This window comes from Micromonospora sp. NPDC047740, from assembly GCF_043204735.1.
Lineage (GTDB): Bacteria > Actinomycetota > Actinomycetes > Mycobacteriales > Micromonosporaceae > Micromonospora.
Genome location: NZ_JBIDCT010000001.1, coordinates 352379 through 377610 on the forward strand (window position 1 = coordinate 352379; position 25232 = coordinate 377610).

General features: G+C 72.1%; 17 protein-coding genes. 7 read left to right on the forward strand and 10 right to left on the reverse strand.

Features of this window, described 5'->3' with window-relative positions:
* Positions 1–31: 31 nt before the first annotated feature.
* A complete protein-coding gene (locus ACGF4F_RS01680) occupies positions 32–9697 on the forward strand; it encodes a hypothetical protein (protein ID WP_393073808.1) in 9666 nt (3221 codons plus the stop codon).
* Positions 9698–9920: 223 nt separating this feature from the next.
* Here the strand turns inward: ACGF4F_RS01680 and smpB are convergent, their stop codons facing one another.
* From smpB to ACGF4F_RS01695, 3 genes are all read right to left on the reverse strand, one after another.
* Positions 9921–10406 carry an SsrA-binding protein SmpB gene (smpB, locus tag ACGF4F_RS01685; protein WP_393073811.1) on the reverse strand — a complete coding sequence of 162 codons (486 nt, stop codon included), beginning with the start codon at positions 10404–10406 and terminating at the stop codon, positions 9921–9923.
* 127 nt (positions 10407–10533) lie between these two features.
* The gene (locus ACGF4F_RS01690; RefSeq protein ID WP_393073814.1) at positions 10534–11211 is read right to left on the reverse strand and encodes a hypothetical protein; all 678 of its coding nucleotides are present in this window, start codon (positions 11209–11211) and stop codon (positions 10534–10536) included.
* A complete protein-coding gene (locus tag ACGF4F_RS01695) occupies positions 11208–11576 on the reverse strand; it encodes a hypothetical protein (protein ID WP_393073817.1) in 369 nt (122 codons plus the stop codon). The genes ACGF4F_RS01690 and ACGF4F_RS01695 overlap by 4 nt, the downstream gene beginning before the upstream one ends.
* Before the next feature lie 160 nt (positions 11577–11736).
* Here ACGF4F_RS01695 and ACGF4F_RS01700 point away from each other — a divergent pair, with 160 nt between their 5' ends.
* Together ACGF4F_RS01700 and ACGF4F_RS01705 are read left to right on the forward strand one after the other, a co-directional pair.
* A complete protein-coding gene (locus ACGF4F_RS01700; RefSeq protein WP_393073820.1) occupies positions 11737–13716 on the forward strand; it encodes a histidine kinase in 1980 nt (659 codons plus the stop codon).
* Positions 13704–14351 carry a response regulator gene (locus ACGF4F_RS01705; protein WP_393073823.1) on the forward strand — a complete coding sequence of 216 codons (648 nt, stop codon included), beginning with the start codon at positions 13704–13706 and terminating at the stop codon, positions 14349–14351. The genes ACGF4F_RS01700 and ACGF4F_RS01705 overlap by 13 nt, the downstream gene beginning before the upstream one ends.
* 29 nt (positions 14352–14380) lie before the next feature.
* Here ACGF4F_RS01705 and ACGF4F_RS01710 read toward each other — a convergent pair whose 3' ends face one another.
* The gene (locus tag ACGF4F_RS01710; protein WP_393073826.1) at positions 14381–14914 is read right to left on the reverse strand and encodes a hypothetical protein; all 534 of its coding nucleotides are present in this window, start codon (positions 14912–14914) and stop codon (positions 14381–14383) included.
* Positions 14915–14979: 65 nt separating this feature from the next.
* Between ACGF4F_RS01710 and ACGF4F_RS01715 the strand changes: the two genes are divergently transcribed.
* Positions 14980–15582, forward strand: a complete 603-nt coding sequence (locus tag ACGF4F_RS01715) for a TetR/AcrR family transcriptional regulator (RefSeq protein ID WP_393073829.1) — start codon at positions 14980–14982, stop codon at positions 15580–15582.
* Between the two features lie 97 nt (positions 15583–15679).
* Entirely contained in the window at positions 15680–16483 is an 804-nt protein-coding gene (locus ACGF4F_RS01720) for a DUF4253 domain-containing protein (RefSeq protein WP_357435591.1), read from the forward strand.
* A 99-nt stretch (positions 16484–16582) separates the two neighbouring features.
* Here ACGF4F_RS01720 and ACGF4F_RS01725 read toward each other — a convergent pair whose 3' ends face one another.
* Genes ACGF4F_RS01725 through ACGF4F_RS01735 form a run of 3 tightly spaced genes read right to left on the reverse strand, consistent with a single transcriptional unit; the run spans position 16583 to position 18773 of the window.
* Positions 16583–17212 (reverse strand): lysoplasmalogenase family protein, encoded by a 630-nt coding sequence (locus tag ACGF4F_RS01725; protein WP_393073832.1) that lies wholly within the window; start codon positions 17210–17212, stop codon positions 16583–16585.
* Positions 17213–17223: 11 nt separating this feature from the next.
* Positions 17224–18051 (reverse strand): sterol desaturase family protein, encoded by an 828-nt coding sequence (locus tag ACGF4F_RS01730; RefSeq protein ID WP_393073835.1) that lies wholly within the window; start codon positions 18049–18051, stop codon positions 17224–17226.
* On the reverse strand, positions 18048–18773 hold the full coding sequence (locus ACGF4F_RS01735; protein ID WP_393073837.1) for a FadR/GntR family transcriptional regulator: 726 nt from the start codon (positions 18771–18773) through the stop codon (positions 18048–18050). Before ACGF4F_RS01735 ends, ACGF4F_RS01730 begins: the two co-directional genes overlap by 4 nt.
* A gap of 91 nt (positions 18774–18864) precedes the next feature.
* Here ACGF4F_RS01735 and ACGF4F_RS01740 point away from each other — a divergent pair, with 91 nt between their 5' ends.
* Positions 18865–20085 carry a DUF6236 family protein gene (locus ACGF4F_RS01740; protein ID WP_393073840.1) on the forward strand — a complete coding sequence of 407 codons (1221 nt, stop codon included), beginning with the start codon at positions 18865–18867 and terminating at the stop codon, positions 20083–20085.
* An 89-nt stretch (positions 20086–20174) separates the two neighbouring features.
* Positions 20175–22067, forward strand: a complete 1893-nt coding sequence (gene htpG, locus ACGF4F_RS01745) for a molecular chaperone HtpG (protein WP_393073843.1) — start codon at positions 20175–20177, stop codon at positions 22065–22067.
* Between the two features lie 48 nt (positions 22068–22115).
* Here htpG and ACGF4F_RS01750 read toward each other — a convergent pair whose 3' ends face one another.
* The 3 genes from ACGF4F_RS01750 to ACGF4F_RS01760 form a co-directional block, all read right to left on the reverse strand.
* Positions 22116–22475, reverse strand: coding sequence for a hypothetical protein (locus ACGF4F_RS01750; RefSeq protein ID WP_393073846.1), 360 nt, complete (start codon positions 22473–22475; stop codon positions 22116–22118).
* A 40-nt stretch (positions 22476–22515) separates the two neighbouring features.
* A complete protein-coding gene (locus ACGF4F_RS01755; protein ID WP_393073849.1) occupies positions 22516–23535 on the reverse strand; it encodes a hypothetical protein in 1020 nt (339 codons plus the stop codon).
* 111 nt (positions 23536–23646) lie between these two features.
* Positions 23647–25215 (reverse strand): LLM class flavin-dependent oxidoreductase, encoded by a 1569-nt coding sequence (locus ACGF4F_RS01760; protein WP_393073852.1) that lies wholly within the window; start codon positions 25213–25215, stop codon positions 23647–23649.
* Positions 25216–25232 lie beyond the last annotated feature (17 nt).

Here is a 25232-nt window from a genome sequence, read left to right on the forward strand (position 1 = left end):
GTGACGGCCATCGACCAGGACGAGGTGGCTCATGGTGGCTCTACGGCGGCTGCTGGCCGCGGCGATCGCGGCGGTGCTGACGGCCGCGCTGGCACTGGTGTGGACGGCTGCGCCGGCCCACGCCGACGAGGCCTGGGAGACCGCGTTCAAGTCCCTGATGTCCCGTACCGCCACGTGGGCCGACGGTGGACTCTCCCAGGTCGGGCTGCTCGGCCAGCCGCTGCCCCTGCTCGGGGTCAGCCCCGGCGCGCTGGTCGACGCGGACAAGCTCGCCAAGACGGCGTCCGACGCGCTGGCCAGCGGCCTGACCAAGGACGACGTGGACCTGGGCGGCGGGACCCGGCTCACCAGCTCGGTGACCACCAGCGGCGGCGACCACCTGCTCGACGTGCTGCTGACCACGAAGCGCGAGGTGGCCGACAAGGAGTTGACCGTCAACGGGGTCACCCTCGCCAAGGCGGTCAGCGTCACCGGCTGGGCCACCCTGCATTTGCGGGCCCGGCACACCGCCGCCGGCGAGACCTACCTGGTGCGCGACGGCGACACTCCGCGGATCGACATCGACGCGGCGGCACGGCTGCGCGCCGACCTCGACAAGGCCACCGCCTCGGTCGGCATCCTCGGCGTCACGCTCACCGCCGGCAGCACCCTCACCGCCCGCACCCACCTCAAGGTCACCGTCACCGATCCCAACGGCGACGGCCGGCTGGCCTTCGACACGCCCGCCGGGACCGGCACGGGTGAACTCGGCGCGGCCGGCTCCCTGGCCGGCCTCGCGCAGGTGGCGCTGGACGGCTCCGGGGGCGGCCGGATCTCCGACACCGAGACCGAGCCCGGCCCCGGTTCCGTGCACGGCGTGATCAAGCTCGGCGCGGCCACCGCCGGGGCGCCCTTCGCCCTGCCCGCGGTGGCGGCAACCGTGAACGTGGACTGGAACGACATCTCGGTCGGCAGCCCGACGGTGACCACCACCGGACTGGACGAGACCATCGCCAAGTTCCGCAACATGAGCCCGCTCGACCTCGCCTCCGGCCTCGCCCAGCTCGCCACCCTGCTCACTGGGGTGCAACAGAGCGGGCCGGCGGGCAACCTCAACCTGCCGTTCCTGCGCGGCACCTTCGCCGACGCGGTCAAGGTCAACGAGAAGCTCACCGACTTCCTCAAGAAGTACGTCCACCCGCGGCCGGACGACCCGCAGTTCGACCCCGCCACCGACGACCCGGCCCTGGCCGGGCAGCCGAAGTTCAGCTCCCTCCAGGAACTTCTCGCGCTGCTCGCCGCCGAGGGACTGCCCGTGGACAACCTCTCCTTCGCCGGCGACAAGCTGGTGTTCCGGGTCAAGCTGGAACGGGAGTCCACGGTGGAGGTGCCGCTCGACCCGGGTGCGGCCTCGCTCTCCGGCCGCGGCGCCACGTACACCGCGAACGGCTTCAGCGTCAGCGGCAACCGCTTCACGCCCGGTGAGCTGATCGGGCAGCGGGTGGTGGCCGGCACCTCCGCCGGCACCATCTCGGCCAACACCGCCAACTCCGTCACCCTGGCGCAGAACTGGATCGGCGGCCAACCGGCCAACGACAGCGTCTGGGTGATCAGCGGATCCAGCCCGAACATCGGCGCCGTCGAGCTGGCCGGCACGCTCACCGACCCGGTCGACGACGACAAGAAGGTCGGCCTGCGGGCGGCGAACGCCCAGGCCAGCTTCGCGAAGGTGAAGCCGCGCTACAGCGCCGCCATCACCCTCGTCCTCGACCTGCGCGACGACCTGGGCAGCCCGACGGCCAACGCGGACCGGGTGCTGCTGCGTACCGACCCGGCGGTGCCGCTGTTCAGCGCGGACTTCCCGATCACCACCGGCGTCGACTTCTACGCCACCGCGGGCTTCCTCAAGGTCAAGCTCGGCGGCGACCTCTCCGTCGGACCGGCCGCCGCCGGCCAGCGGATGCTGGAGGTGAAGTTCAAGCAGGCCCAGGACATCAGCCTGGGCACCTTCTTCCACCGGCTGCAGTCCGAGCCGGCCACGCTGCTCGCCGCGTCCGCGTCGGTGAAGACCACCGGCCGGGTCAAGGTCAGCGTTCCGGGCGACACCGGTGCCCTCGGGCAGGGCATCGGCGTGGACGTGAGCTGGAAGGCCGGGGAGGAGCCGGTGGTGAACACCTCCGGGCTGACCGGGCTCTTCGCCGTGGACTTCGACCCGAACGATCCCAAGGCGCTGTTCGCGGTCGTCGTCGAGGCACTCCGGCTGGTCAACGCCGCGCTCTCCCAGGCGGACGCCGGCAGCGGACCGCTGGACAAGAAGATCCCGCTGCTCGGCCGCTCCGCCCGGCAACTCCTTGGCGCCGACGAGAGCGGCGTCGGCAAGGACGTCACCTTCGCCGCCGACGGGGCGAACTTCCTGCTCAAGGACGGCAGCCGGAAGGATGACGCCGGTTTCGACGCCCGGCTCGAGGGCCGGACCGTGGTGATCGGCAGCCAGGCGTACCGGGTGCTGAAGCAGGTGGACGCGCAGACGCTGCGGATCGACGCGGCGGGCACCCCGAAGCCGGCGGACGGCACCGCGTACGCGCTGCGACCGGAACTCGCCGACGCGCTGGACCGGCTCCTCGCCGCGCCCCCGGACAACCTCCAGGACGCCCTCGACGTGCTCAACAACGCCATCGGCGCGGGCAGCGGGGTCAGCTTCACCGTGGATCAGCGCGAGGGCGGCCCGTTCCTGCGGATCGGGCTGGACTGGAAGCGGAACTTCCACACCGGCGGGCCGCTCGCCTTCGGCTGGGGCGGCGGCAAGGACCTGATCAGCCTGAACAGCTCCGGCACCTTCGCCCTCGACGTCTCGGCGAACGCCAAGCTCGGGCTGCTGCTGCCGCTGCGCCTGGACGCCGCGCCGATCCTCGACCACACCTCCTCGGCCAGCGTCACCGTCTCCGGCGGGATCACCAAGGGTGCCATCGCCGCCCGGGTCGGCCCGCTCGCCCTCGACCTCGGCAAGGATCCCGACTTCGCCACCGTCAAGGCCAACCTCAGCGTCGGCCTCGGCGGGTTGACCGAGGACGGACCGATCAGCGGCCTGCTCGGGCTGACCCCGCAGTTCAGCACCGCGGGCGTCGACTGCGGCGGTGGGGTCGGCGGCGCCACCGTGCCGATCTGCGCCCGCACCCCGCTCTTCGTCAACAACTGCGAGCCGGCCGACGCCACCAACCTGCTCACCTTCACCATGGGCCTGGATCTCACGCCCACGGCGAACACCCCGAACCTGGACTCCTGCTTCGCCAACCTGACCATGAAGCTCACCGACTTCAACGTCGGCATCGACGGCTACCTGGCGAAGGTGGAGGAGGCGCTCAGGCTGGCCAGCTTCGACGGCAAGCTGCCCCTGGTCGGCGACGACCTGCAGCAGGGCCAGCGGTTCGTGGCGCAACTCCGCGAGCAGATCAAGGCGGCGATCGGCCCGGTGCTGGCCAACGCCACGCTGGACAGCGCCGGCCTGAACGCCGCGCTCAAGGAGGCGCTCAAGCCGGTCGACGAGAACGTCACCGCCGAGGTCAGCTGCCGCACCGGGGTGGCCACTCCCTGCCAGCCGGAAGACTTCCAGGCGGTCCGGATCAAGCTCACCTCGGCCAAGGGCGACCCGTCCGCCAGCGGCGGCTGCCAGACCGGCTGCGCCGAGGCCAACGTGCCGCTCGACCTGGGCATCCCCGGCCTGTCGCTGAAGGCGAAGAAGGGCGCCGCTGACGGCATCAAGGCCAAGCTGGGCTGGAAGCTGCACCTGGACCTGGTCCTCGACCGGGACGAGGGCTTCTACATCCCCACCCACGACGGGGACGCGACGCCCGAGGTGCAGATCGGCGGCAGCTTCGACACCACCGGCGACCTGGCCGCGCAACTCGCGTTCATCCAGGTCAACGCCACCAAGCAGGGCACCGACCCGCTGGTGCGGGCGTACTTCGGCATCGACCTCAAGGGCTCGCCGGGGGAGAAGAGCTGCTTCGACCCGACGGTCACCGCGGACTGCACGGCGGACCCGGACGCCAAGCTGACCCTCGCCGAGTTCGGTGACCTGAGCTCGCTGCTCGCGACCGACCTCACCGCCAAGGTCGACATCGACTGGAAGCTGGCGGCGGTGGTGAACACCGGCGACGAGGTCGGCTCCGCCCTGCCCGGCATCAGCGCCCGCTTCGGCCTGAAGTGGGGCCTGGAGCACAAGCAGGGCTCGCTCACCGCCACCGGCGACGGCGTCACCACGCCGCTGAAGGTGACCTTCACCGACATTGCGCTGGACGCGGGTGCCTTCTTCGACAAGATCCTCAAGCCGGTGGTGGCGAAGCTCAAGGCGGTCACCGGCCCGCTCCAGCCGGTCATCGACACCCTCTACGCGCCCATCCCGGTGCTGTCAGACCTGTCCAAGGCCACCGGCGGACCGGACATCACCCTGGTCTGGCTCGCCAAGACGTTCAGCACCCTCAACGGCGGCCCGAAGCTGGACTTCGTGGACACCGTGCGGGCGGTGATCACCTTCGTGAACCGGATACCGGATTGCGACTCCGGCTGCTCCATTCCGCTCGGCCAGTTCCTGGTCGACCCGACGAAGGCGCTCACCACCGAGGTGTCGCCCGCCGCCGCGGAGAGCCTGATCAAGCGGGACGACCCGTTCACGCAGGCGAAGTCCGCCAGCGAGGTGAAGGCGAAGATCGACGACGCCGCCGGCGACGACGGGGAGAAGCTGTTCACCCCGAAGAACCCGGGGGAGAAGTCCAACGCGGAGAAGACCGGCTTCAGCTTCCCGATCTTCGACAACCCCGGCTCGCTGTTCGGGCTGCTGCTCGGCCAGGACGTCGAGCTGGTCAGCTTCGACTCCGGTCCGCTGGCGCTCGGCTTCAGTTGGCGGCAGTCCTTCGGCCCGGTCTACGCCCCGCCGCCGGTGCTGGTCACCCTCTCCGGCAGCGCCTCGGTCACCGCCCGGTTCATTGCCGGACTGGACACCGCGGGCATCCGGCACGCCGTCGAGGCGGCGACCGACGGTACGAAGCTGGACGCGGTCAGCCTGCTCGACGGGCTGTACTTCAAGACCGCCGACAGCACCGGCAAGCCGGTCCCGGTGGTCACCCTGCGCGGCGAGATCGGCGCCGGGGCCGAGGTCAGCGTGCTGATCGTCAAGGTCGGCATCCAGGGCGGCATCCGACTCACGGTCGGCTTCAGCTGGAACGACCCGAACAACGACGGCAAGTTCCGCACCAGCGAGTTCCTGCAGGCGCTGCTGGTGAATCCGATCTGCCTGTTCACCACCAGCGGGCAGCTCTCCGTCTTCCTCAAGGTCTACGTCACCATCGACCTGTTCCTGTTCTCCAAGACCTTCGACTTCACCCTGGTCGACGCGACCCTGCTCGACTTCCGGGCGCAGCCCGACTGCACCCCGCCACCACCGGAACTCGGCGGCACCGTCGGGGACACCCTGGTGGTCTTCGCCGGCAAGTTCGGCAAGAAGGAACAGCGCGGCGACAAGGCCTGGGACAACACCGCCGGCACCTACGCCGGTGACGTGGTCAAGGTGTATGCGCTGCACTACGCCGACGCCGGTACCGAGGGCGCCAGCGACGACTTCGACGGCTTCGCGGTCGAGGCCCTCGGCCGCAAGCAGGAGTTCCTCGACCCGTCCCTGACCCGCGTGGTGGTCGACGGGCGCGGCTACGAGGTCGCCGACGCCAGCAAGGTCTCGCTGTCGGTGCTGCTGCTCGGCGACGGCGACACCAGCGGCGACGGCACGAAGACCTCGTCCTTCGACAAGACCGCCGTGGTGCTCGGCTCCGACGGAAGGGACCAGATCCGCACCGGCACCGGACCGGCGTACGTGGACGGGCGCGGCGGCGACGACCTGATCGTCACCGCCGAGGCGCCCGGCGCGGCCAGCCGGGTCGCCGGCGGGCCCGGAAAGGACTCCATCACCACCGGCGACGGCAACGACGTGGTGGCCGGCGACAGCGGCCTCGGCGGCACCGACCGGGCCGCCACCACGGTGCACACCTCCGTCGGCGACAAGACCCTCACCGGGCTGATCGACTGGACGACCCTGACCGACCCCACCGCCGCGAGCGGCGGCGAGGACGACCACGTCACCGTCGGGCACGGCGCCAGCCGGGTCTACGGCAACGGCGGCGACGACGTGCTCGGCGTGGTGGTCGACGACCGGCCCAACGGGAAGAACACCTTGGTCGGCGGCCCGGGCGGCGACACGATCAACGGTGGCCGGGGCGACGACACCATCCACACGTACGACACCACGATTCCCGCCGACGTCGACCAGGCCGGCAGCGGCGACATCGGCCTGACCAACCAGGTGGACACCGGCGCCGGCCAGGACACCGTGTACGGCAGCGCCGGCGTCGACCTAGTCGTCTCCCACTCCGCCAACGGCCAGACCGGCCGCGTCTACGGCTACGGCGGCGGCGACGTGCTGGTCGGCGGCTACGGCACCGACGAGCTGTTCGGCGGCCCCGGCCAGGACTACCTGATCGCCGAGCCGTCGCAGGTGGGTGAGCCGGGTGCCACCGACGGGTACGGCCCGTTCCGCCAGGTCACCCACCAGCCGCTACCGGCCGGCACCCAGTCGCAGAACAAGCTGCTCGTCGGCGGTCTCGGCAGCGACCACCTGATCGGCGGCGACGGCGGGGCGACGATCTTCGGTGACCGGCACCTGCCCGCCGAGACGTGCGTCGACGCCTCCCTCGCCGACGCGCAGCCGGCCCCCGCCGACCAGGGCGCGGCCGACCTTATCCTCGGCGGCGCCGGGGTTGAGGTGGTCTCCGCCGGCAGCGGCGACGACCGGGCCGACCTCGGCGGCGGCGACGACCGCGCCTGCGGCCAGCTCGGCGACGACACCCTGCACCTGGGCGGCGGCAACGACCGGGCCTGGGGCGGCGCCGGCGTCGACCAGCTGCACGGCGACGACGGTGACGACCTGCTCTTCGGCAACGCCGGCGACGACGGCCTCTACGGCGACGCCGGGCAGGACACCGCCGAGGGCAACGAGGGCGGCGACCAGGTCTTCGGTGGCCCGGACGCCGACGTCCTCTACGGCGGTTCGCGCGTCGCCGGCGCGAGCGACGGCCGGGACTTCCTCTACGGCGAGGAGGGCGCCGACCGGATCGTCGGCGACAACGGCACCCCGCGGATCGGGGACGTCGGACCGTACCCGCTGGACCTGGCCGGTGACGTGGCCGGAGCCGGCGCCGGGGACGTGATCTCCGGCGGCGGGGACGCCGACGTGGCGTACGGCGGGCTCGGCGGCGACCGGATCAACGGCGACGCCGGGGACGACCAGCTCGAGGGCAACAACGGCGCCGACCTGATCCACGGTGACCTCGGCCGGGACGAGATCGTCGGTGGCTCCTCGCAGGAGCCGGCCGCCGGCACCGGCCGGCCGGACAGCGGCGACGAGCTGTACGGCGACGCGGACGCCGACCTGATCGCCGGGGACAACGCCCGGTTCACGCCGGCCGGCGCCGACGCGACCCGGGTCACCCAGGGCCGGTCCGGCCCGGTGCGCAAGGTCACCCTGCTCGACCTCGGGTTCAGCCCGGCGGCCGGCACCAGCGGCGGCGACCTGATCTCCGGTGGGGACGCCGACGACGTGATCTTCGGCCAGGGCGGTCCGGACCGGGTGCACGCCGACGCCGGGAACGACTACGCCGAGGGCGGCCCGGGCTCCGACTGGGTCGAGGGCAACGCCGGCGACGACGACCTGGTTGGTGGCTCCAGCACCGCGTACGACGGATCCGGGGCGGCCACCACGGGCCAGCCGGACACCGCGGACGCCGTCTTCGGCGGACCCGGTTCCGACGCGGTCATCGGCGACAACGGCGCGGTGCTGCGCCCGCTGCCGGGTGAGCAGCCGACCGCGGTGACCGTGCGGCTCGGCGCCGACGGCAGCCCGTTCGGGCCGCGGATCGTGGTGCTGCTGGACCGGGCGGCGGCCACCGCCAACCGGTACGGTGACGACCGGCTCAGCGGCGGCGACGGCGTGGACGCCCTCTGGGGCCAGGACGGCGACGACGCGCTCACCGGTGACGGCGACGGCGACTACCTGGAGGGCAACGGCGGCGCGGACAACCTCCGCGGTGACAGCGCTCTCGACGGGGCGGGCCGCCGGGCGGTCACCCCGCTGGCCGACCCGGGCTGGCCGGGCCAACCGTCGCCGCCGGCCGAGCTGGTCGGCGCCGGTTCCCCGGCCGGGCAGGACGACCTGATCGGCGGCAGCGCGGCGGCGGGCTTCCGGGACACCGGGGACGTGGTCGAGGGCAACGGCGCCGACGACGTCATCCTCGGCGACAACGGCTCGCTGCTGCGGACGGTGACCACGGTCAACGGCAAGCAGACCGAGCGGGTCTACACCGAGCGGTTCCCGACCGGCGCCGTGCCGGCCGACGCCACGGTGGCCCGCACCCACGACCCGGCGTTGCCGGGCCCTTCCACCCGGTTCTGCACCACCGCCCAGGCCACCTGCGAGCCGGCCGGCGCCTTCGGCAACGACCAGCTCTACGGTGACGCCGGCAACGACGGGATCTGGGGCCAGGACGGCGACGACCTGATCCGGGGTGGCGCCGGCGACGACGACCTCTTCGGTGAGCTCGGCGCCGACACCCTGTACGGCGACGACGGCCGGGACGCCATCCTCGGCGACCGGGGCGGCGTGGTGAACCAGTACCTCAACGCCGACGACGTGGCGGCGCTGGGCTTCACCGTCACCCTGTCGTCGGTGCCGCAGGAGACGTTCACCGGGTTCCGGGCCGGGGACTACGACCGGCGGGTGGACCTGCTGCACGACACCGACGGCGACGCCTGGATCGGCAGTGCCACCTCGGCGCCGATGCCGCACGCCGGGCTGACCGCCGGCGCGGGTGACGTCATCCGCGGCGGGGCCGGGGCGGACAACATCCACGGCGGCTTCGGCGACGACGTCGCCAACGGCGACAGCGGCGGTGACCAGGTGTTCGGTGGGGAGGGCTCGGACGTTCTCTGGGGCGGCAAGGGCTGCGACCCGGTGCTCGACGCGACCAACCCGCAGTGCCTGGTCGGCGGCGTGTTCAGTGCCGCCGCCCGGGGCGACCACGACCAGTACGTGGACCACCTGTTCGGCGGTGCCGGGGCGACCACCGGCCCGGCGGTGACCGCCGTGCTCAGCTCCGACCTGCTGGACTTCCGACCGCGCGGCTCCTACCCGGACAACTGCGCGGCCGGGGCCTGGCCGGTCGACCTCACCTCGGGGACAGTCGACCCGTGCCGCTGGTTCGAGGCGACGAACATGGACAACGACGACGTGGCCGACAACCAGCACCACCACGGCACCGACTGGATCTACGGCGGCTGGGACCGGGACGTGCTCCAGGGCGACGTCACCGCCAACGGTCCGAACAACGGCGACCGGCTGTTCGACTGGAACGGCGCCTACAACCTGTTCACCCACTGCAACTCGGCGTACGGCGGGTTCAACGACGTCCGCCAGCACAGCCCGGCGATGCAGGACTTCCTCACCCGGCTGGCCTGGGCCACCGGCGCGGGTCGCAGCGCCTCCGACGTGACCACGGCGGGCACCTCGGCCTTCCTGGAGTTGTCCTACGTCTACCCGCGGGACAACAAGGAACAGGGAGCCGGGGCGGCATTCCCGGGCACCCCGGGGCACTTCGACCAGCCCTCCTGTACCGACTGACCGATCACCGGGCCCGGCTCCCCTGCGGGGGCGCCGGGCCCCGGCGCGTCCGCCCCCTGCGGGCCCCGGAGCGTCGCTCAAGATCCGGCGCGGGTTCCCGGAAAGTGTCCCTTCGGAGGCGCGGGAGGGCCGACTTTCGGGGAAATTGTGCGGATCTTAGTCGGGCTCACGGGAGAGCGCCGGTCGAGGTGGATTGGGCAGACCTCGACCGGTGGATTCCGGGTCAGCGGGTGGGGCGGGCGCCCTTGAGGCGGCGGCCCAGCTCCCGGGCGATCTCCCGGTTGGCGTCCCGTTCGGCGATGGCCTGCCGCTTGTCGTACGACTTCTTTCCGCGGGCCAGGCCCAGCTCGACCTTGGCCCAGCCGTTGGAGAAGTACATCGACAGCGGCACCAGCGTGATCCCGCCCTCGCGCAGCTTCTCCAGGATCCGGCCGATCTCGATCCGGTGCAGCAGCAGTTTGCGGGTGCGCCGCGGCTGGTGGTTGGTCCAGGTGCCGTAGCCGTACTCGGCGATGTGCAGGCCGTACAGCATGATCTCGCCGTCGCGCTCCTGGGCGAACGCGTCGACCAGCGACGCCCGCCCCTCGCGCAGCGACTTCACCTCGGTGCCGGCCAGCACGATCCCGGCCTCGTACGTCTTGAGGATGGTGTAGTCGTGCCGCGCCTTCTTGTTGGAGGCGATGAGCTTCCGCCCGTTCTCCCTGGCCACGCCCCACCCCCCGTGCTGTCGACCCGGAGCAGGATACCCGCCGGCGAAGTGCCGGGCGGCGCAGCCAGCCGGAAACCCCCGCGCCCGGGGCCAGGAATCCTGGCCCGCCCCGGGCGCGGGAGACCGGTCAGCCGCGCCGTGCCAGCCGTACGGCGAGGGCGGCGAAGCCGACGGCCTGGAGCGTGGCGCCGGCGACCTCGAACCACTCGGTGCCGGCGATCAGGCCGGTCACGTGCAGCACCGGCCAGCAGCAGATCGCGGCCGCGGCCCAGGCCGGTGCGGTCCGGGCGCGCAGCAGGGCGACACCGAGCAGCAGCGTGCCGAGGATGTTCCCGGCCACGAAGAGCAGGAGCCACGGGATCGCGGCTTCGCCGGCGGCGTCCAGCACGGCGGCGTAATCGCCGGTGGGGCCGCCCCGCTCGGCCATGGCCAGGTCGACGAAACCTCTCATCACGGCGCCGAAGTACGCCACGTACCCGGCGATCATGAGTGACCCGCCGATGAGGCCGAGCCGGTTCGCCCGGTGCCGGGTGAACCCGATGGCGCCGAGCGCGGCCGGGATGATGAGCAGGCAGCCGAGCAGGGCCGCGATGGTGCTCACCCGCAGTGGCGTCGGATGCGCGGCGGCGAGCGCGAGGGCGTCCGCGCCGGTCTCGTCGCTGCCGCCGTCGCGGGTGGCCCAGGCGTAGGCGGCGTTGGCGACCACGAACCCCCACGGGGCGAGCAGCATGGCGGCGGCGGTGCCGACGCGGCGCAGCGCGTCGGTCGGGGCGACCGCGACCTCGCGGTCGAGGGTGGCGGTCATGACGCGGCCACCGCCGGCCGGCGCAGGCCCGGCCAGATCAGCGCCAGGGCGGCCACCGTGACGGCGAGACCGACGCCGAGGAGAAGCTCGTTGGCGGCGGAGATGCTGTCGTCGCCGAACGCCGGCAGCACGGCGAGCCCGGACAGGATCCGGGTGACGATCACCGTGACGAGGCCGCCGCGCCGTCCGCGCCAGGCGAACCAGGCGCCGGCGAGGGTGATCGCGCCGAGCAGCGTGATGACCACCGCCGCGGCGAGCGGCGGCTGGCCCTCCCCGCCCACGCCGAAGAATCCGGTGGCCAGGTCGCCGAGGCCGAGCAGGCCGGCGAGTGCGAGACCGATGGTGAAGGTACGGGTGTGTTTCACGATTGCCCTCCTTGAGCGGATGTCCTGGCCAGCAGTCTTGGCCCGGACCGCGCCGCCGGGCATCGGGGCGGACTCGGGAATCGGGGTGCGGGGAGGTACGGAAGCGATCTCCGTGCTGGCACGCATCCGCACCGGTTGCCGGAGGGCTTACCGTGAGGCCATGACCCTGCCGCGGCTGGTTTCGTACGGCTTGGCGGCGTTCGTCGCCGCGCTCGTCGGCGCGGGTGGCTGGCTGCTGTCCATTGCCGCCGATCCCGGTCAGGTCGCCTACTTCGCGACCGCCTGCCTCCTCGCCACCGCCTCGGTGGGCCTGGGCGTGCTGATCGCGACGAAGCGCCCGACCAACGTGATCGGTGCGCTGCTCACGTTCTTCGGACTGCTCGCGATCTGGGTCGCCTGGACCGACGTCTACGCGTACGTCGTCGCGCACCGGCCGGGAGCGCTGCCGGTGTCGTCGCTCCTGGCCACCGTGAGCCAGGGCGCCTGGATGCTCAACTACGTGCCGGCGGCGCTGCTCATGCTGCTCTTCCCGGACGGGCGGCTGCTGCCCGGGCGGCGCTGGCAGGTGACGGCGGTCGGCCTCCTGGTGGTGCCGGCAGCGTTCATCGTGCTCACCGGTCTCGACCCCGCCCCGTTCCCGGCGCCGTTCGTGGGTGTGGACCATGCGTTCGGCACCCCGCCGCCGGCGCTGGCGCGGGTGCTGAAACCGATCGCATTCGTGCTGCTGCCCGGGCTGCTCGCCCTGCTCGTCGCGTCCGCCACGGCGATGGTGGTGCGGTACCGGCGGGCCGCCGACCCGATCCGCCGGGCGCAGCTGAAGTGGTTCGCGCTCGGCGCGTTGTTCCTGCCCGCGACGCTGCTGGTGTGCTGGCTGAGCTACCTGCTGCTCGACGGGCCGGACCTCGCCGTGGCCGGGCTCGCCGCCACCCTGATCGCGATCCCGGCGGCCACGGCGGTCGGCATCCTCCGCCACGACCTGTACGACGTGGACAAGGCGCTGAGCGCCACCGTCACCTATGGTCTGGTCACCGCGGCGCTGCTGGCGTTCTACACGGTCGCCGCCTTCGTCGTCGGCGTCGGGGCGGGGCGCTCGTCGCCGGCGGCGGCGGCCGGTGCCACCGCGGTCTGCGCGCTGGTGCTGTCCCCGTTGCGCGTCCGGTTGCAGGATCGCGTGGACCGCCGGCTCTATCCCGCCCGCCAGGCGGCCCTCGCGGCGATCGAGGACCTCCGGGTCCGGATGCACGCCGGCGAGGCGGCACCGGAGCGACTCGAGGAAACCCTGCGGCAGGCGCTGCGTGATCCGAAGCTGCGTATCGGGTACCGGATGCCCGGCACGGACGAGGTGGTCAGCGCGGCCGGGGCGCGGTTCGAGGCGGCCGGCGAGCCGACCCCGATCCGGCTGGGCGGACAACAGATCGGCGTGCTCGTGCGCGGCGAGACCACCCGCGAGCTGATGCGCGAGCTGGCCGACGCCTGCGCGCTGCTCGTCGAGGTGGTCCGGCTGCGGTTGCAGCTGCGCCGGGCGCTTGGCGACGTGGAGGCCAGCCGGGCACGGCTGCTGCGCGCCGGGTACGCCGAGCGGGTGCGGCTGGAACGCGATCTGCACGACGGCGCCCAGCAGCGCCTCGTGTCGCTCGGCATGGCGCTGCGGCTCGCCCAGCGGCACCTGCCCGAGACCGACGTCGCCGGCTTGCTCGACCAGGCGGTCGCCGAGCTGGGCACCGCGGTCGCGGAGCTGCGGCAGATCGCGCACGGGCTGCGCCCGTCCAGCCTGGACGAGGGGTTGGCCAACGCGCTGGCGATGCTGGCCCGCGGCGTGCCGCTGCCGGTCACGCTCGACATCGGCGCCGAGCCGGTGCCCGAGGAGTTGGCCACCACCGCCTACTACGTGGCCAGCGAGGCGCTGGCGAACGTGGTCAAGCACTCCGCCGCCACCAGCGTGCACCTTCGGGTGTCGCGAACCGACGACCAGCTGAGGGTGACCATCCGGGACGACGGCGTGGGCGGGGCGTGCGTGCGGCCGGGCGGTGGGCTGGCGGGCATCACCGACCGGGTGGCCGCCGCCGGGGGCGCACTGACCGTGGCCGGCCGACCCGGCGACGGGACGCTCGTCGAGGCGGTGCTGCCGTGCGGATCGTGATCGGTGAGGACTCCGCGCTGTTCCGGGAGGGGCTGGCCCGGTTGCTCGCCGACGCCGGTCACGAGGTGGTCGGCAAGGCGGTCGACGCGCCGAGTCTGCTCGTCGCCGTCGAGGAAGCCGAGCCGGACCTGGCCGTCATCGACGTACGAATGCCGCCCGACCACACCGACGACGGCGCCCGCGCGGCACGCCAGATCCGCACCCGCCACCCGCAGCTCGGCATCGTGCTGCTCTCCCAGCACGTGGAGACCCGGCACTCGGTGGACCTGGTCACCGGCGGGCGCTTCGGCTATCTGCTCAAGGACCGGGTGCTCGACGTCGACGACTTCCTCGACGCCCTGCGGCGGGTGGCTGCGGGCGGGTCGGCGCTCGATCCGGAGGTGGTCACCCGGCTCATCGGCCGCCGCCCGCCCGACGATCCGCTCAGCACCCTGACCGTCAGGGAGCGGGAGGTTCTCGCGTTGATGGCCGAGGGGCGTACGAACGTCGGGATCGCTCGCCGGCTGTGGCTCACCGAGCGGACGGTGGAGGCGCACGTCAGCTCCATCATGGCCAAGCTCGACCTGGCCGCATCCGACGAGGACCACCGACGCGTCCTGGCTGTGCTGGTCCACCTCCGCCGGGCCACGGCCTGACCGTTCGTCGCCAGCCAGCCCGATCAAGGTCAGGATTTCGCCTTGCGGGGCGCAAGCGTGTAGCTGAACGAGATCAGGAAATCGATGATCAGCACGATGCCCCACCCGCCCATCGGCCCCCACATCGCCGCTACCCGCGTGTCGTCCCCGACGAGCAGGGTGAAGAGCCCCATGACGGCTGCGGCGATCGCGTACGCCAGGAGATGGCGTAGCCACTGCCGCCGCTCATGGGCGGCGTGCTCGAGTCCGGTCTTCCGCGGCCGCTTCGGGTTGGGTCCGCCCGCGAACCGGTGCGCGAACCGCTCGTCGGCCCAGCGGAGCATCTGGCCGCCGAAGGCGACCGAGACTCCGAGGTAGATCGCGGCGAGGCCGTGTGCGGTGTCGGCTTCCGCGCCGCCGCGCAGGTCGAGGACGGAGGCGGCCAGCAGCAGCACGTCAACGAGGGGTACGCAGATCAGCAGAACGGTGCTGAGCTTCCGGGCGCGCAGCAGATAGCGAGCGGCGAGGCCGAGCAGGAGCAGGACCCAGAACGCGATCTCGCAGGCGATGATCAACGCCAGCATGGAACCCCCGTTTATCGCACGGTCGTGTGATTTCGTTTTTTACACGCTCGTGCGAGAATCAGCAAGTGCCGAAGATCGTCAACCACGCCCAGCGCCGCCGCGAGCTGGCCGCCGCCGTCTGGCAGGTCATCGCCCGCGACGGGGTGGAGGGGATCTCCATCCGATCGGTGGCTGCCGCCTCGGGGTGGTCCTCCGGCGCGCTGCGTCACTACTTCTCCACCCGCGCCGAGCTGCTCGCCTTCGCCTGCGAGCAGGTCATCGATCAGGTGACCGAGCGGATCCAGGGACTGCGGCACACCGGCGGCCCGGTCCAGGCGGTCCGCGCCATCCTGTTGGAGACCATGCCGGTCGACGAGACGCGCCGCACCGAGAGCTCGATCGCCTTCGCCTTTCTCGCCCTCGGCCTCGGCGACCCCGAGCTCGCCCGGGTCCAGCGCCGCCATTTCACCGGCATGTACGAGCTGTGCCTGCGGCTCGTCCAGGACCTCGCCGAGCGCGACGCGCTGGCGCAGACCGGGCAGGACGCCGAGACGCTGGCCCGCCGCATGCACGCGGTCGTCGACGGGCTAACTGTGCACGCCCTCGCCGGTCACCTCACCGCCGAGGAGATGGTCGCGCAGCTCGACGCGTACCTCGCCGACCTCACAGGAGCCGAATTCACCGAATAGGCCGGCGAGCCGATGACGCCCCTGCGCGATCGTGAACTCCGGTTGGAGCAGTGATACTCGCTCGGCCCAGGGTGGCAATCTCCGTACTCTCCTGCGTGTGAAGACGCTGCTCCGCTCGCTGGACGGGATCGAGCTCGCCGAGACGGCCGCCGGTGTGCCGCTGGTCAGCGGAACGTTTCCGGAGGGCGAACACGACCGGGTCTGGCGGGCGTTGCGGGCCGAGCATCCCCGCACGGGTCTCTGGCCGGTGCTGGGCTGGACGGCCGGCACCGCGGCCGAGGGGACGTACGACTGGTGCCGGCGGCACCAGGGGCCCACCTGGCTGGATGCCCTCTGCGAGGTCGACCCGGCGGAGCGGATGGCGCTGATCATCCGGTCCAAGCGGGAGTGGATCGTCGAGGACGACGAATCCGCCGACCCGCAGACGGCGGCATGGCAGGAGGAGCGCCGGGCCGAGTTCGACCCGGCGCGGGTTGCCGAGGCGATCGGACCGCTGACGGAGATTCCGCCTGGGATCCGGCGCCAGACCGGTTCGTACCCGCCCACCGACGTGCTGCTGGTGCCGGCGGCGGCCGGACACGAGGTGCTCGCCCTGGTGCCGGGACTCATGGCGATCATGAACAACTGGATGGGCGGCCCGTCGCACCCTGACCTGCACTACGCGGACCACGTCTTCGTGCTCCGGCACTGGGAGAAGGCATGGGGCGCCGAGCTGTACCAGCCCGGCGTGGACAACCTGGAACTGGCCGTCGCTCGCCCGCCGCGCGACCCGCTCACCGCCGCGACCTGCGCGATCGAGCAGTGGTCCTACTGCGACGACCTGTCCCAGATCCTCGGGGAGGTGTACGACGTGGCGCGCCGACAGGCGCCCGCCGATCACTGGTCCTTCTGGTGGGACTGACCGGCGGTGGCTGCTGGTTGATCCGAGACCGACACCCCGTCCGGGAGGTGGCGGTATCGGGTCGGCGCGGATACCGCCACCTGCACGACGTGGAGTGGATCAAGCCAAGGCGGGCCCGACCGGCGACGGGTGGCGGTCGCCGGTGGTCAGAGTCGCCGCCCAGCCGGTGGTGATGAGCAGCAGCGCGGCGATGTAGGTCGCCATGACCAGGAGCCCGTGCCCGGCCAGGTGGACGCCGGTCGCGTCCAGCCCGATCAGCAGGTCCGAGCCGAGGAACAGCGCCCCGCCGATCGCCACCCGCCGGGACACCCCCTTCGCGGCGGCGGCCATCAGGGACAGCGCCAGGCTGTAGCCGAGCACCGGCAGCCGCAACGGCCCCAGCGCGCCCCAGAGCAGGGCGTTGGCGACCGCCCACAGCGCCACGTACGCCAGGACAGCCGGGGCCGGCGGCCGGCGGTGCCGGACGAACGAGGTGAGGAACGCGAGCTGGGTGACCAGGAAGCAGCCCATGCCCACCAGGAACGCGGCCGGTCCCGCGACGAGCAGGGCCACGTCGCCGGCGGTGGCAAAGACCAGGCCAACTGCGACGCCGTCGATCCGCCGCCGGACAGACCAGAGGTACGCCAGCAGCAGCGGGGCCAGCAGCGGTTTGGCCAGCCACTGGGTCGCGGTGGAGTCGAACGCGACGCCGACCAGCTCGACCCCGGCGACGGCCCCGAACAGGGGCAACCAGCGGCGCCTCACCGGGCCGGCTGCCAGCCGGGCCGGCCGAAGACGTAGCCGAGGCGGTCCCGCCAGGTACGGGCGGCCCGGGCATCGGCCCAGATCGCGGCGAACTCGTGGGTGGCCACCCGCAGCGGGTTGTACGTGTTGATGTTCTTGGTGAGCCCGTAGCGGACGGCGGCCCGTTCCGGCTCGAAGGTGCCGAAGAGCCGGTCCCAGACGATCAGGATGCCGGCGTAGTTGCGATCCAGGTACTCGGCGTTGGCACCGTGGTGGACCCGGTGGTGTGACGGGGTGTTGAGGACCAGCTCGATCGGCCGGGGCAGCACGTTGATCCGCTCGGTGTGCAGGAAGAACTGGTAGAGCAGGCTGATCGACTGCTGCAGGAAGATCATCCAGGGCGGGATGCCGAGCAGCGCCAGGGGCAGCCAGAACGGCAGCGAGGTCATCGGCGTCCAGCTCTGCCGCAGCGCGGTGGAGAGGTTGAAGTAGACGCTGGAGTGGTGGACCACGTGGCTGGCCCAGAACACGCGCACCTCGTGGTGAAGCCGATGGAACCAGTAGTAGGCCAGGTCGTCGGCGAAGAACAGCAGCACCCAGGTCCACCAGTTGGCGGGGGAGAGGTGGATCGGCGCGACCAGCCACAGCGCCGCGTAGACGCCGGCGGTGACCAGCTTCCACGGCACGCCGATGAGCACGCTGCCCAGGCCCATTGACAGGCTGGTGGTGGTGTCGCGCAGCTCGTAGCCGCGTTCGTCGTCGTCGGGCAGGAACCGGTAGGAGACCGCCTCGATGATGATCAGCAGCAGGAACGCCGGGACGGCGTAGAGCACGGCGGGGATCATGCTCGGGCTTCCCTTCCGGACGGGGTGGTGGGGGTGGTGACCGGCGCGGTCAGCAGGGCCCGGGCGTGCCGGGCGGCGGCCGCGCCCTGGCCGGCCGCGATGGCGGCGGCGAGCCGGCGGTGGCCGGCGACGTCGAGCAGTTCGACGGCCCGCCCGTCCGGCGGCACGTCGTCCACCGCGAGTGCGCCGGCCACCAGGCTGTTGAAGGCCAGCAGGTAGGCGGTGTTGCCGGAGCCGGTGACGATCAGCCGCCACATGGCGATGTCGGCGTCGTGCATCCGGGGCAGGTCGGGGGCGAGTGCCGCGTACTCCTCGGCGGCCCGGACCACCGCGGCGGTGACCGCTGGATCGCCGCGCTCGGCGCAGAGCCGGGCCGCGTCGATCCCGACGCAGGCCCGCATCTCCAGCATGTCGCGGACCAGCGTCTCGACCGGGAGTACGTCGCCCGACCGGGCCAGCGAGAGCGCCAGGTCCAGCCCGGCGTGCACCCGCCAGTCGAGCACCCGGGTCGCGCCGCCCTGGCTGACCCGGAGCAGGCCGAGCTGCTGGAGCCGGCGCAGCGCCTCCCGGACGGCGTGCCGGTTGACCTCGAAGGCGGCGGCCAGCTCGCGCTCGCCGGGCAGGGTCTCCCCGGGCTGGTAGCGGCCGCTGACGATGGCGTCGCGGAGCTGGCCGAAGACGTGGTCGGAGACCGAGGCGCGGGGCACGGGGGCGAAGGCCATGGCGGCAGTGTGATCCCCGACACCTCAACCCGTCAACTGGTTGGACCAGATGGTCTTCGCCATGCCGGCATCGTTGTTCGACAATGGAGCGGTGAGCGACATCGCCCTCTACCACCCGTACGTCGACTTCCGGGACGAGGCGTGGCTGAAGGGCGCCGTCCTGTACTGGCCGAGGATCGCCCGGATGCTCCCCGACACCATCCGGAACTGGTCCGACTCTGACCTGGTGCGACAGCTCCGGGACGAGCTTGGCTGCATCGTCGACGTACGTCTTCGGCAGCGCGACTACGGCGGACCGCTCGAGCGGGCCGAACAACTCTTCTTCCGGTTCCTCGATCGGCACGAGGAGGAACTGCTTCCCCGATATGGCGTCCGACGCCTCGGGATCGATCCGATCGTCCAGGACCGAGCCGACACCGGGCGCTTGGCGCCGCGCGATCCCCGCCTGGCGCCGGTGATGCCCGGCAAGATGCTGTGGTCCCTGGCGGACCGGTTGGCCGACAGCGGCCTACTGGTCCCGCTCGAGGACGTGCGCGCGGACGGCCGACGCCAGTCGCTGCCTTACCTGTGCCTGCACCGTGACCTCGCGACGCTCTATCTCGCGGTGCTCGCCGACGCCGTGGCCTCGGACAACCGGATGGCGATGGTGACCGACCTGCCGGTGACCCTGGCGACGAGCGGCGGATGGACCACCGACTCGATGGCCGCCGTCCTGCTGGACGATGCGGCACCGGCCACGTTCGCCCGCCCTGAACCCGCCCAGGCCTTCGCCGTCCTCGCGCTGGCGGTCGCCGTGCCGAAAGACCTGCGAGACGTGCCGATCCGTCGAATCATCAAGGCCCGCCGAAAACTTCAGCCGCAGCTGCTCGCCTACCGCGCCTACCTCGACTCGCTGGCACCCGCCCTCGCCGAGCTGAGCGCGGTGCCGGACCCGGCCGTCCGGGCCGCCCACCTCGAGATGATGGTCGAACGGGAGATCGGCGGCCGGATCAACGCCACCGCCCGGCAGCTGTCGAAGCTCGGCCTGCAGCCGGTCCGCGCCCTGCTCACCACGCAGACGCTGGTCCCGCCGGCGGCCCTCGCCGCACTCGGCAGCGCGTTGGACCTGCCGCCCGTGGTGACCGGATCGGGGGCGGTCGCGGCCACGGTCGTCAGTGCGACGGCCACCATGATGGGCGGTCGGAAGCAGCTCCGGGAGGCCCACCCGACCGGCTACCTGCTGGGGCTGCGCCGGGAGCTCGGGGCCAGCCACACGGTGGCCGCGGTGCGGGCCGCGTACCGCCGGGCGGCGGGGACGGGCCGCCGCGGGTGACGGTCGCGTCGACGCGACCCGACGGTGCCCCGGCCGTCACACCTCGTATCCTGTCCGCCGGAAGGCCCGCGACATGGAAGGGAGTCGGTGTGAGCGACCGGGTCGAGACGTTGGAGTTCCAGGCCGAGGCCCGTCAGCTGCTCCAGCTGATGGTGCACTCGATCTACTCGAACAAGGACGTCTTCCTGCGCGAACTTATCTCGAACGCCTCTGACGCGCTGGACAAGCTGCGGCTGGAGTCGCTGGTCGACAAGGACCTGGCGGTCGACACCGCCGACCTGCACATCGAGCTCGAGGTCGACCGGGAAGCCCGTACGCTGACCGTGCGGGACAACGGCGTCGGCATGTCCCGCGACGAGGTGATCGGGCTGATCGGCACCATCGCCAAGTCCGGCACCGCCGAGCTGCTGCGCAAGCTGCGCGAGTCCCAGGACGCCGCCGCCTCCCAGGAGCTGATCGGCCAGTTCGGGGTCGGCTTCTACGCCACCTTCATGGTGGCCGACAAGGTCACCCTGGTGACCCGGCGGGCCGGACAGAGCGGGGGCACCCGCTGGGAGTCGACCGGCGAGGGCACCTACTCGGTCGAGTCGGTCGACGACGCGCCGCAGGGCACCGAGGTCACGCTGCACCTCAAGCCCGCCGACGCCGAGGACAACCTGCACGACTACACCGCCGAGTGGACCATCCGGGAGATCGTCAAGCGATACTCGGACTTCATCGCCTGGCCGATCCGGATGACCGTCGAGCGGTCGGGTGAGGACGGCGCCACCACCCGCGAGGAGCAGACCCTCAACTCGATGAAGGCGCTCTGGGCCCGCTCCCGGGACGAGGTGGACGAGGCCGAGTACAAGGAGTTCTACCGGCACGTCGCCCACGACTGGGCCGACCCCCTCGAAACCATCCACATGCGCGGCGAGGGCACCTTCGAGTACGAGGCGCTGCTCTTCCTGCCCTCGCACGCCCCGCTCGACCTGTTCTCCCCGCAGGGCCGCCGCGGTGTGCAGCTCTACGTCAAGCGCGTCTTCATCATGGACGACTGCGACGCGCTGATGCCCAACTACCTGCGCTTCGTCAAGGGCGTGGTGGACGCGCACGACCTGTCGCTCAACATCTCTCGGGAGATCCTCCAGCAGGATCGGCAGATCCGGGCCGTCCGCCGCCGCCTGGTCAAGAAGGTCCTCGCCACCCTCAAGGAGCTCTCCGCCGAGTCCTACCGCACCTTCTGGGCCGAGTTCGGCGCGGTGGTCAAGGAGGGGCTGCTCGAGGACCCGGACAACACCGAGGCGCTGCTCGACCTGGTCCGGGCCGCCAGCACCCACGACCCGGCCGAACTGACCACGCTGCGCGACTACGTCGAGCGGATGAAGGACGGCCAGACCGAGATCTACTACGCCACCGGTGAGTCTCGGGTCACCATCGAGAACTCGCCGCACCTGGAGGCGTTCCGCGCCAAGGGCTTCGAGGTGCTGATCCTCACCGACCCGGTCGACGAGGTGTGGGTCGAGCGGGTCGGCCAGTACGACGGGAAAACCCTGCGCTCGGTCGCCAAGGGCCAGGTCGACCTGGAGACCGACGAGGAGAAGGAGAAGGCCGAGGCCGAGCGGCAGGAGTACGCCGACCTGCTCACCTGGATGAGCGGCGCGCTGGCCGATAGCGTCAAGGAGGTCCGGCTCTCCTCGCGGCTGACCACCTCGCCCGCCTGCGTCGTCGGCGACGCCCACGACATGACGCCGACGCTGGAGAAGATGTACCGGGCGATGGGGCAGGAGGTGCCCCGGGTCAAGCGGATCCTGGAGCTCAACCCGACCCATCCGCTGGTCACCGGGCTGCGCAAGGCCCACGAGCAGGGCGGCGACCAGAGCGCCCTGACGGAGACCGCCGAGCTGCTCCACGGGATGGCGCTGCTCGCCGAGGGCGGGGAGCTGGCCGACCCGGCCCGGTTCACCCGGATCCTCGCCGACCGGCTGGCCCGTACCCTTTAGGACCGCCGCCTCCGTCGGCTGCGGCAGCCACGCCGCGGCCGACGGCGGTTACGCCCGGGTGAGCCGTGCCAGGTGCTCCGTCTCCTGCGCCGACGGCTCAACCGGTCGGCTCCCGAGCAGCCGCCAGCGGGACGTCCTCCCGTCCGGGCCGACCAGTTCGCCGCGCGCCAGCGCCCGGTCGATGTCCTGCCGTACCCGCTCCTCGAGATGCGGTTCGGTGGCGAAGAGGATGCGCAGGCGTACCTCGTCGCCGGACCGCTCCGCGCTCGTGTGATGCGGCGCGACCGGGCAGGGCGGCGCGTGGTCCCAGTGACCGCACAGAACGGTGGTGATCGCCGCCCCGGGCGCGCCCGAGTCGTCGTCCGGCGCCATGTCGAGGACGGCCTGATGGGCGAACCCCTGCCGCATGACGCCATTCTGCCTCAGGGCGTCCGGGTCGTCGGCGCCCTTACGGTGTCGGCGTCTGGGTGGCCGCGGTGAGGGCCGCGGCGAGGGCCGCCGCGCGGTCCTTGCCGATCGCGGCCACGATCGCGGCGGCGGCGTCGGCCGGGGCCTGCCCGCCGAGTGCCTGTACGGTCGCCGCCGCGATCGCGGCGGCGGTCGGTGCGGCATGGGTGGTCTGGTAGAGGTCGTTGAGCACGTTGAGCGTCGACATGCCGGCGGGGATGCCGCCGCCGATGTACTGCCAGGGCAGTGCGCGCATCTTCGCGGCGACAGCCGGGTCGGACAGGATCGCGGAGAATTCGGCGGGGGTCATGGTGTCGTCCTTCGTCAACAGGGCCCGCAGCTGGGCGAGCGTGCCACGGTATGCGTTGCAGTCGGTCTGTCCGGACGCGCCGGGGCAGGCGACGTTCGACCCGTACTGCCAGATCGACGGGGTCACCCCGCCGTACGCGGCCCAGCCCGGGCCGCCGTCCCCACCACCTTGCGCGTAGACGGCAGCGGGCACGCCGGTGGGGTTGCTGCCGTAGTCGCTGGCGACCAGGGGTGCGCTGAGCGGCCGGAGGTCGGGCCGGCCGAGGTTCCCGTCCCAGTTCCACTTCGGCAGGTAGATCGCCAGCACCCGCTGATCGACGGCGTGCCAGCGGTCCACGAACCGGCGTACGTCGTCGAAGCGCGGCCACAGTCCGTTGGCGACCAGCTCCGGGTAGCGCTCGACGTCGAGCATCGCCCACACCGCCCCGATCCCGTCGAGGGTGCTGCGCAGATAGTCGACCTGCCGGTTGGTGCTGGCCTGATCGCCTCTGATCAGGTTGTGGTAGCCACCGATCACGTCGAAGCCGGCGCCGGCCGCACCACGCGCCATGTCGGCGACGTGCGGGCTGGGCGGATGGAAGCCCTGCGGATCGCCGTAGCTGGCGCGCAGGCACAGGACGGGAGAGGTGGCTCGGCGAATCGCCGCCCAGTCGAACTCGCCCTTGACGCGGTCCCAGTCGTGGTAAGACAGGTCGGCATAGATCACAGCCATTGCCATCACCTCTGCGGCCCACCGTAGCTCGACCCATCTGACCTGCGCTAACGCGAAAATTGGTCAGTGAGACGGGGGCGGTCGGTGGCCCGAGGAGCGGCCGCCCTGCGGTCAGATCTGGCCGGTGTAGAAGCCGTGGCGGGCCAGCGGCTCGACGATGTTCTGTTCCTCATATGCCAAATGCGACAGCAGGGTGTCGGTGAGGATGTCCACGGCCTGCTGGACCTCGGTGAAGTCCCCCGGATTGCGGATCAGGTCGACCAGGGCCCGGTCCACGCCCTCCACCACGTCGTGGATCACCACGTGCTCCGCTTCCAACCGGTCGAGCACCGGGGCCAGCCCCGGATCGGCACGCCGCAGGTGCGGGAAGATCGAATTGTCCTCTAGCCCGTGGTGCTGGGTGACCACCGTGCAGTACGCGGCGCAGTACGCCCCCAGCGTCCAGTTGTTCTGCCGCATGGTCATCTGGTTGAGCACGGCCCGGGCGGCGCCGGCGGAGACCACCCCTCGTTTGACCTGTTCGAGCAGGTCGCGCACCTGCGCCAGCTCCTGACGCAGGTGGTCGTGCACGTCGACGAGATGCGCGCCGACGGCCTGCGCGTGCGGGGTGTAGACGTGCCCGGCCGGCGCAGGCGGGGCGACCGGGCGGGTGGACTCGTCCCAGAGCTGGTGGTCCGTCAGGCGTACGCCCGGATCGGGGGTGGGGGTGACCGCGAGCGCGGTGGCGCCCCCGGCCTCGACCGCCTCGCGCGCTCCCTCGCCGGCCCTGGGCCGGGTGCCCGGCTCGGCACGTTCGGCGGCGACCAGCTCCCGTACCGCGGGCGCGACCTCCCGCGCGAAGAGCTGGATGGCGGTGGGGTCGTCGGCGCCAAGGATGAAGGTGGCGATGCCGTGGTCCAGCACCAGCCCGGCCAACTCCTCCACCCACTGCTCCGGCGGCCCGCTGAGGAAGCCGGTGGACGACCGGGTGAACTGGCCGCTGATGTTCAACAGCCGCCGCACCGACCGGGGATCCCGACCGGCGGCCTCGGCACCCTCGTCGATCAGCGCGTTCATTCCCGGCAGCTCGTCCGGCCCCTTCGACAGGTACGCCAGCGACGGCAGCCAGCCGTCCGCCGCGCGCCCCACCAGCCGCAGCATCCGGGGCTTGTACGCGCCGACCCAGATCTCCACCGGGTGGGCCGGCGCCGGCCCACGCTTCGCCCCGACCACCCGGTGGTACGTGCCCTCGACCCGGACCATGCCGCGCCGCTCGACGTCCCACACCTCGCGGATCACCTGGATCGCCTCGTCGAGCGCGTCGACCGCCTGCCCGGGGGACAGCCGCCGACCGCCGACCGCCTCGATCGCCTCCCAGAACGCGCCCGCGCCGAGGCCCAGCTCGACCCGGCCGCCGGTGAGCAGGTCCAGGCTGGCCACGCTGCGTGCCAGCACCACCGGTTGGCGCAGCGGCAGGTTGAGCACGTTGCCGGCCAGCCGGATCCGACTGGTCGCGGCCGCGAGATAGGACATCAGCGTCCAGGTGTCCAGGAAACCCGGCTGGTACGGGTGGTCCTGGAAGGTGACCAGGTCCAGGTTGACCTGCTCGCAGAGCTTGGCGAGCGCCACCACCTGCTCGAACTGGCCGGCGGCGGGGGTGAGGAAGCCGCCGAAGGCCAGCTCGTGTCCGTAGTCAGTCATGTTCCTCCGCCTGCGCA

Excerpts from the sequence above, each read along its gene's own strand:
- ACGF4F_RS01680 (WP_393073808.1), top strand. The coding sequence starts at position 32 with ATGGTGGCTCTACGGCGGCTGCTGGCCGCGGCGATCGCGGCGGTGCTG.
- ACGF4F_RS01690 (WP_393073814.1), bottom strand. The coding sequence starts at position 11,211 with ATGACCGCCACCCTCGACCGCGAGGTCGCGGTCGCCCCGACCGACGCG.
- ACGF4F_RS01700 (WP_393073820.1), top strand. The coding sequence starts at position 11,737 with ATGACCCTGCCGCGGCTGGTTTCGTACGGCTTGGCGGCGTTCGTCGCC.
- ACGF4F_RS01710 (WP_393073826.1), bottom strand. The coding sequence starts at position 14,914 with ATGCTGGCGTTGATCATCGCCTGCGAGATCGCGTTCTGGGTCCTGCTC.
- ACGF4F_RS01730 (WP_393073835.1), bottom strand. The coding sequence starts at position 18,051 with ATGATCCCCGCCGTGCTCTACGCCGTCCCGGCGTTCCTGCTGCTGATC.
- ACGF4F_RS01735 (WP_393073837.1), bottom strand. The coding sequence starts at position 18,773 with ATGGCCTTCGCCCCCGTGCCCCGCGCCTCGGTCTCCGACCACGTCTTC.
- ACGF4F_RS01750 (WP_393073846.1), bottom strand. The coding sequence starts at position 22,475 with ATGCGGCAGGGGTTCGCCCATCAGGCCGTCCTCGACATGGCGCCGGAC.
- ACGF4F_RS01755 (WP_393073849.1), bottom strand. The coding sequence starts at position 23,535 with ATGGCTGTGATCTATGCCGACCTGTCTTACCACGACTGGGACCGCGTC.
- ACGF4F_RS01760 (WP_393073852.1), bottom strand. The coding sequence starts at position 25,215 with ATGACTGACTACGGACACGAGCTGGCCTTCGGCGGCTTCCTCACCCCC.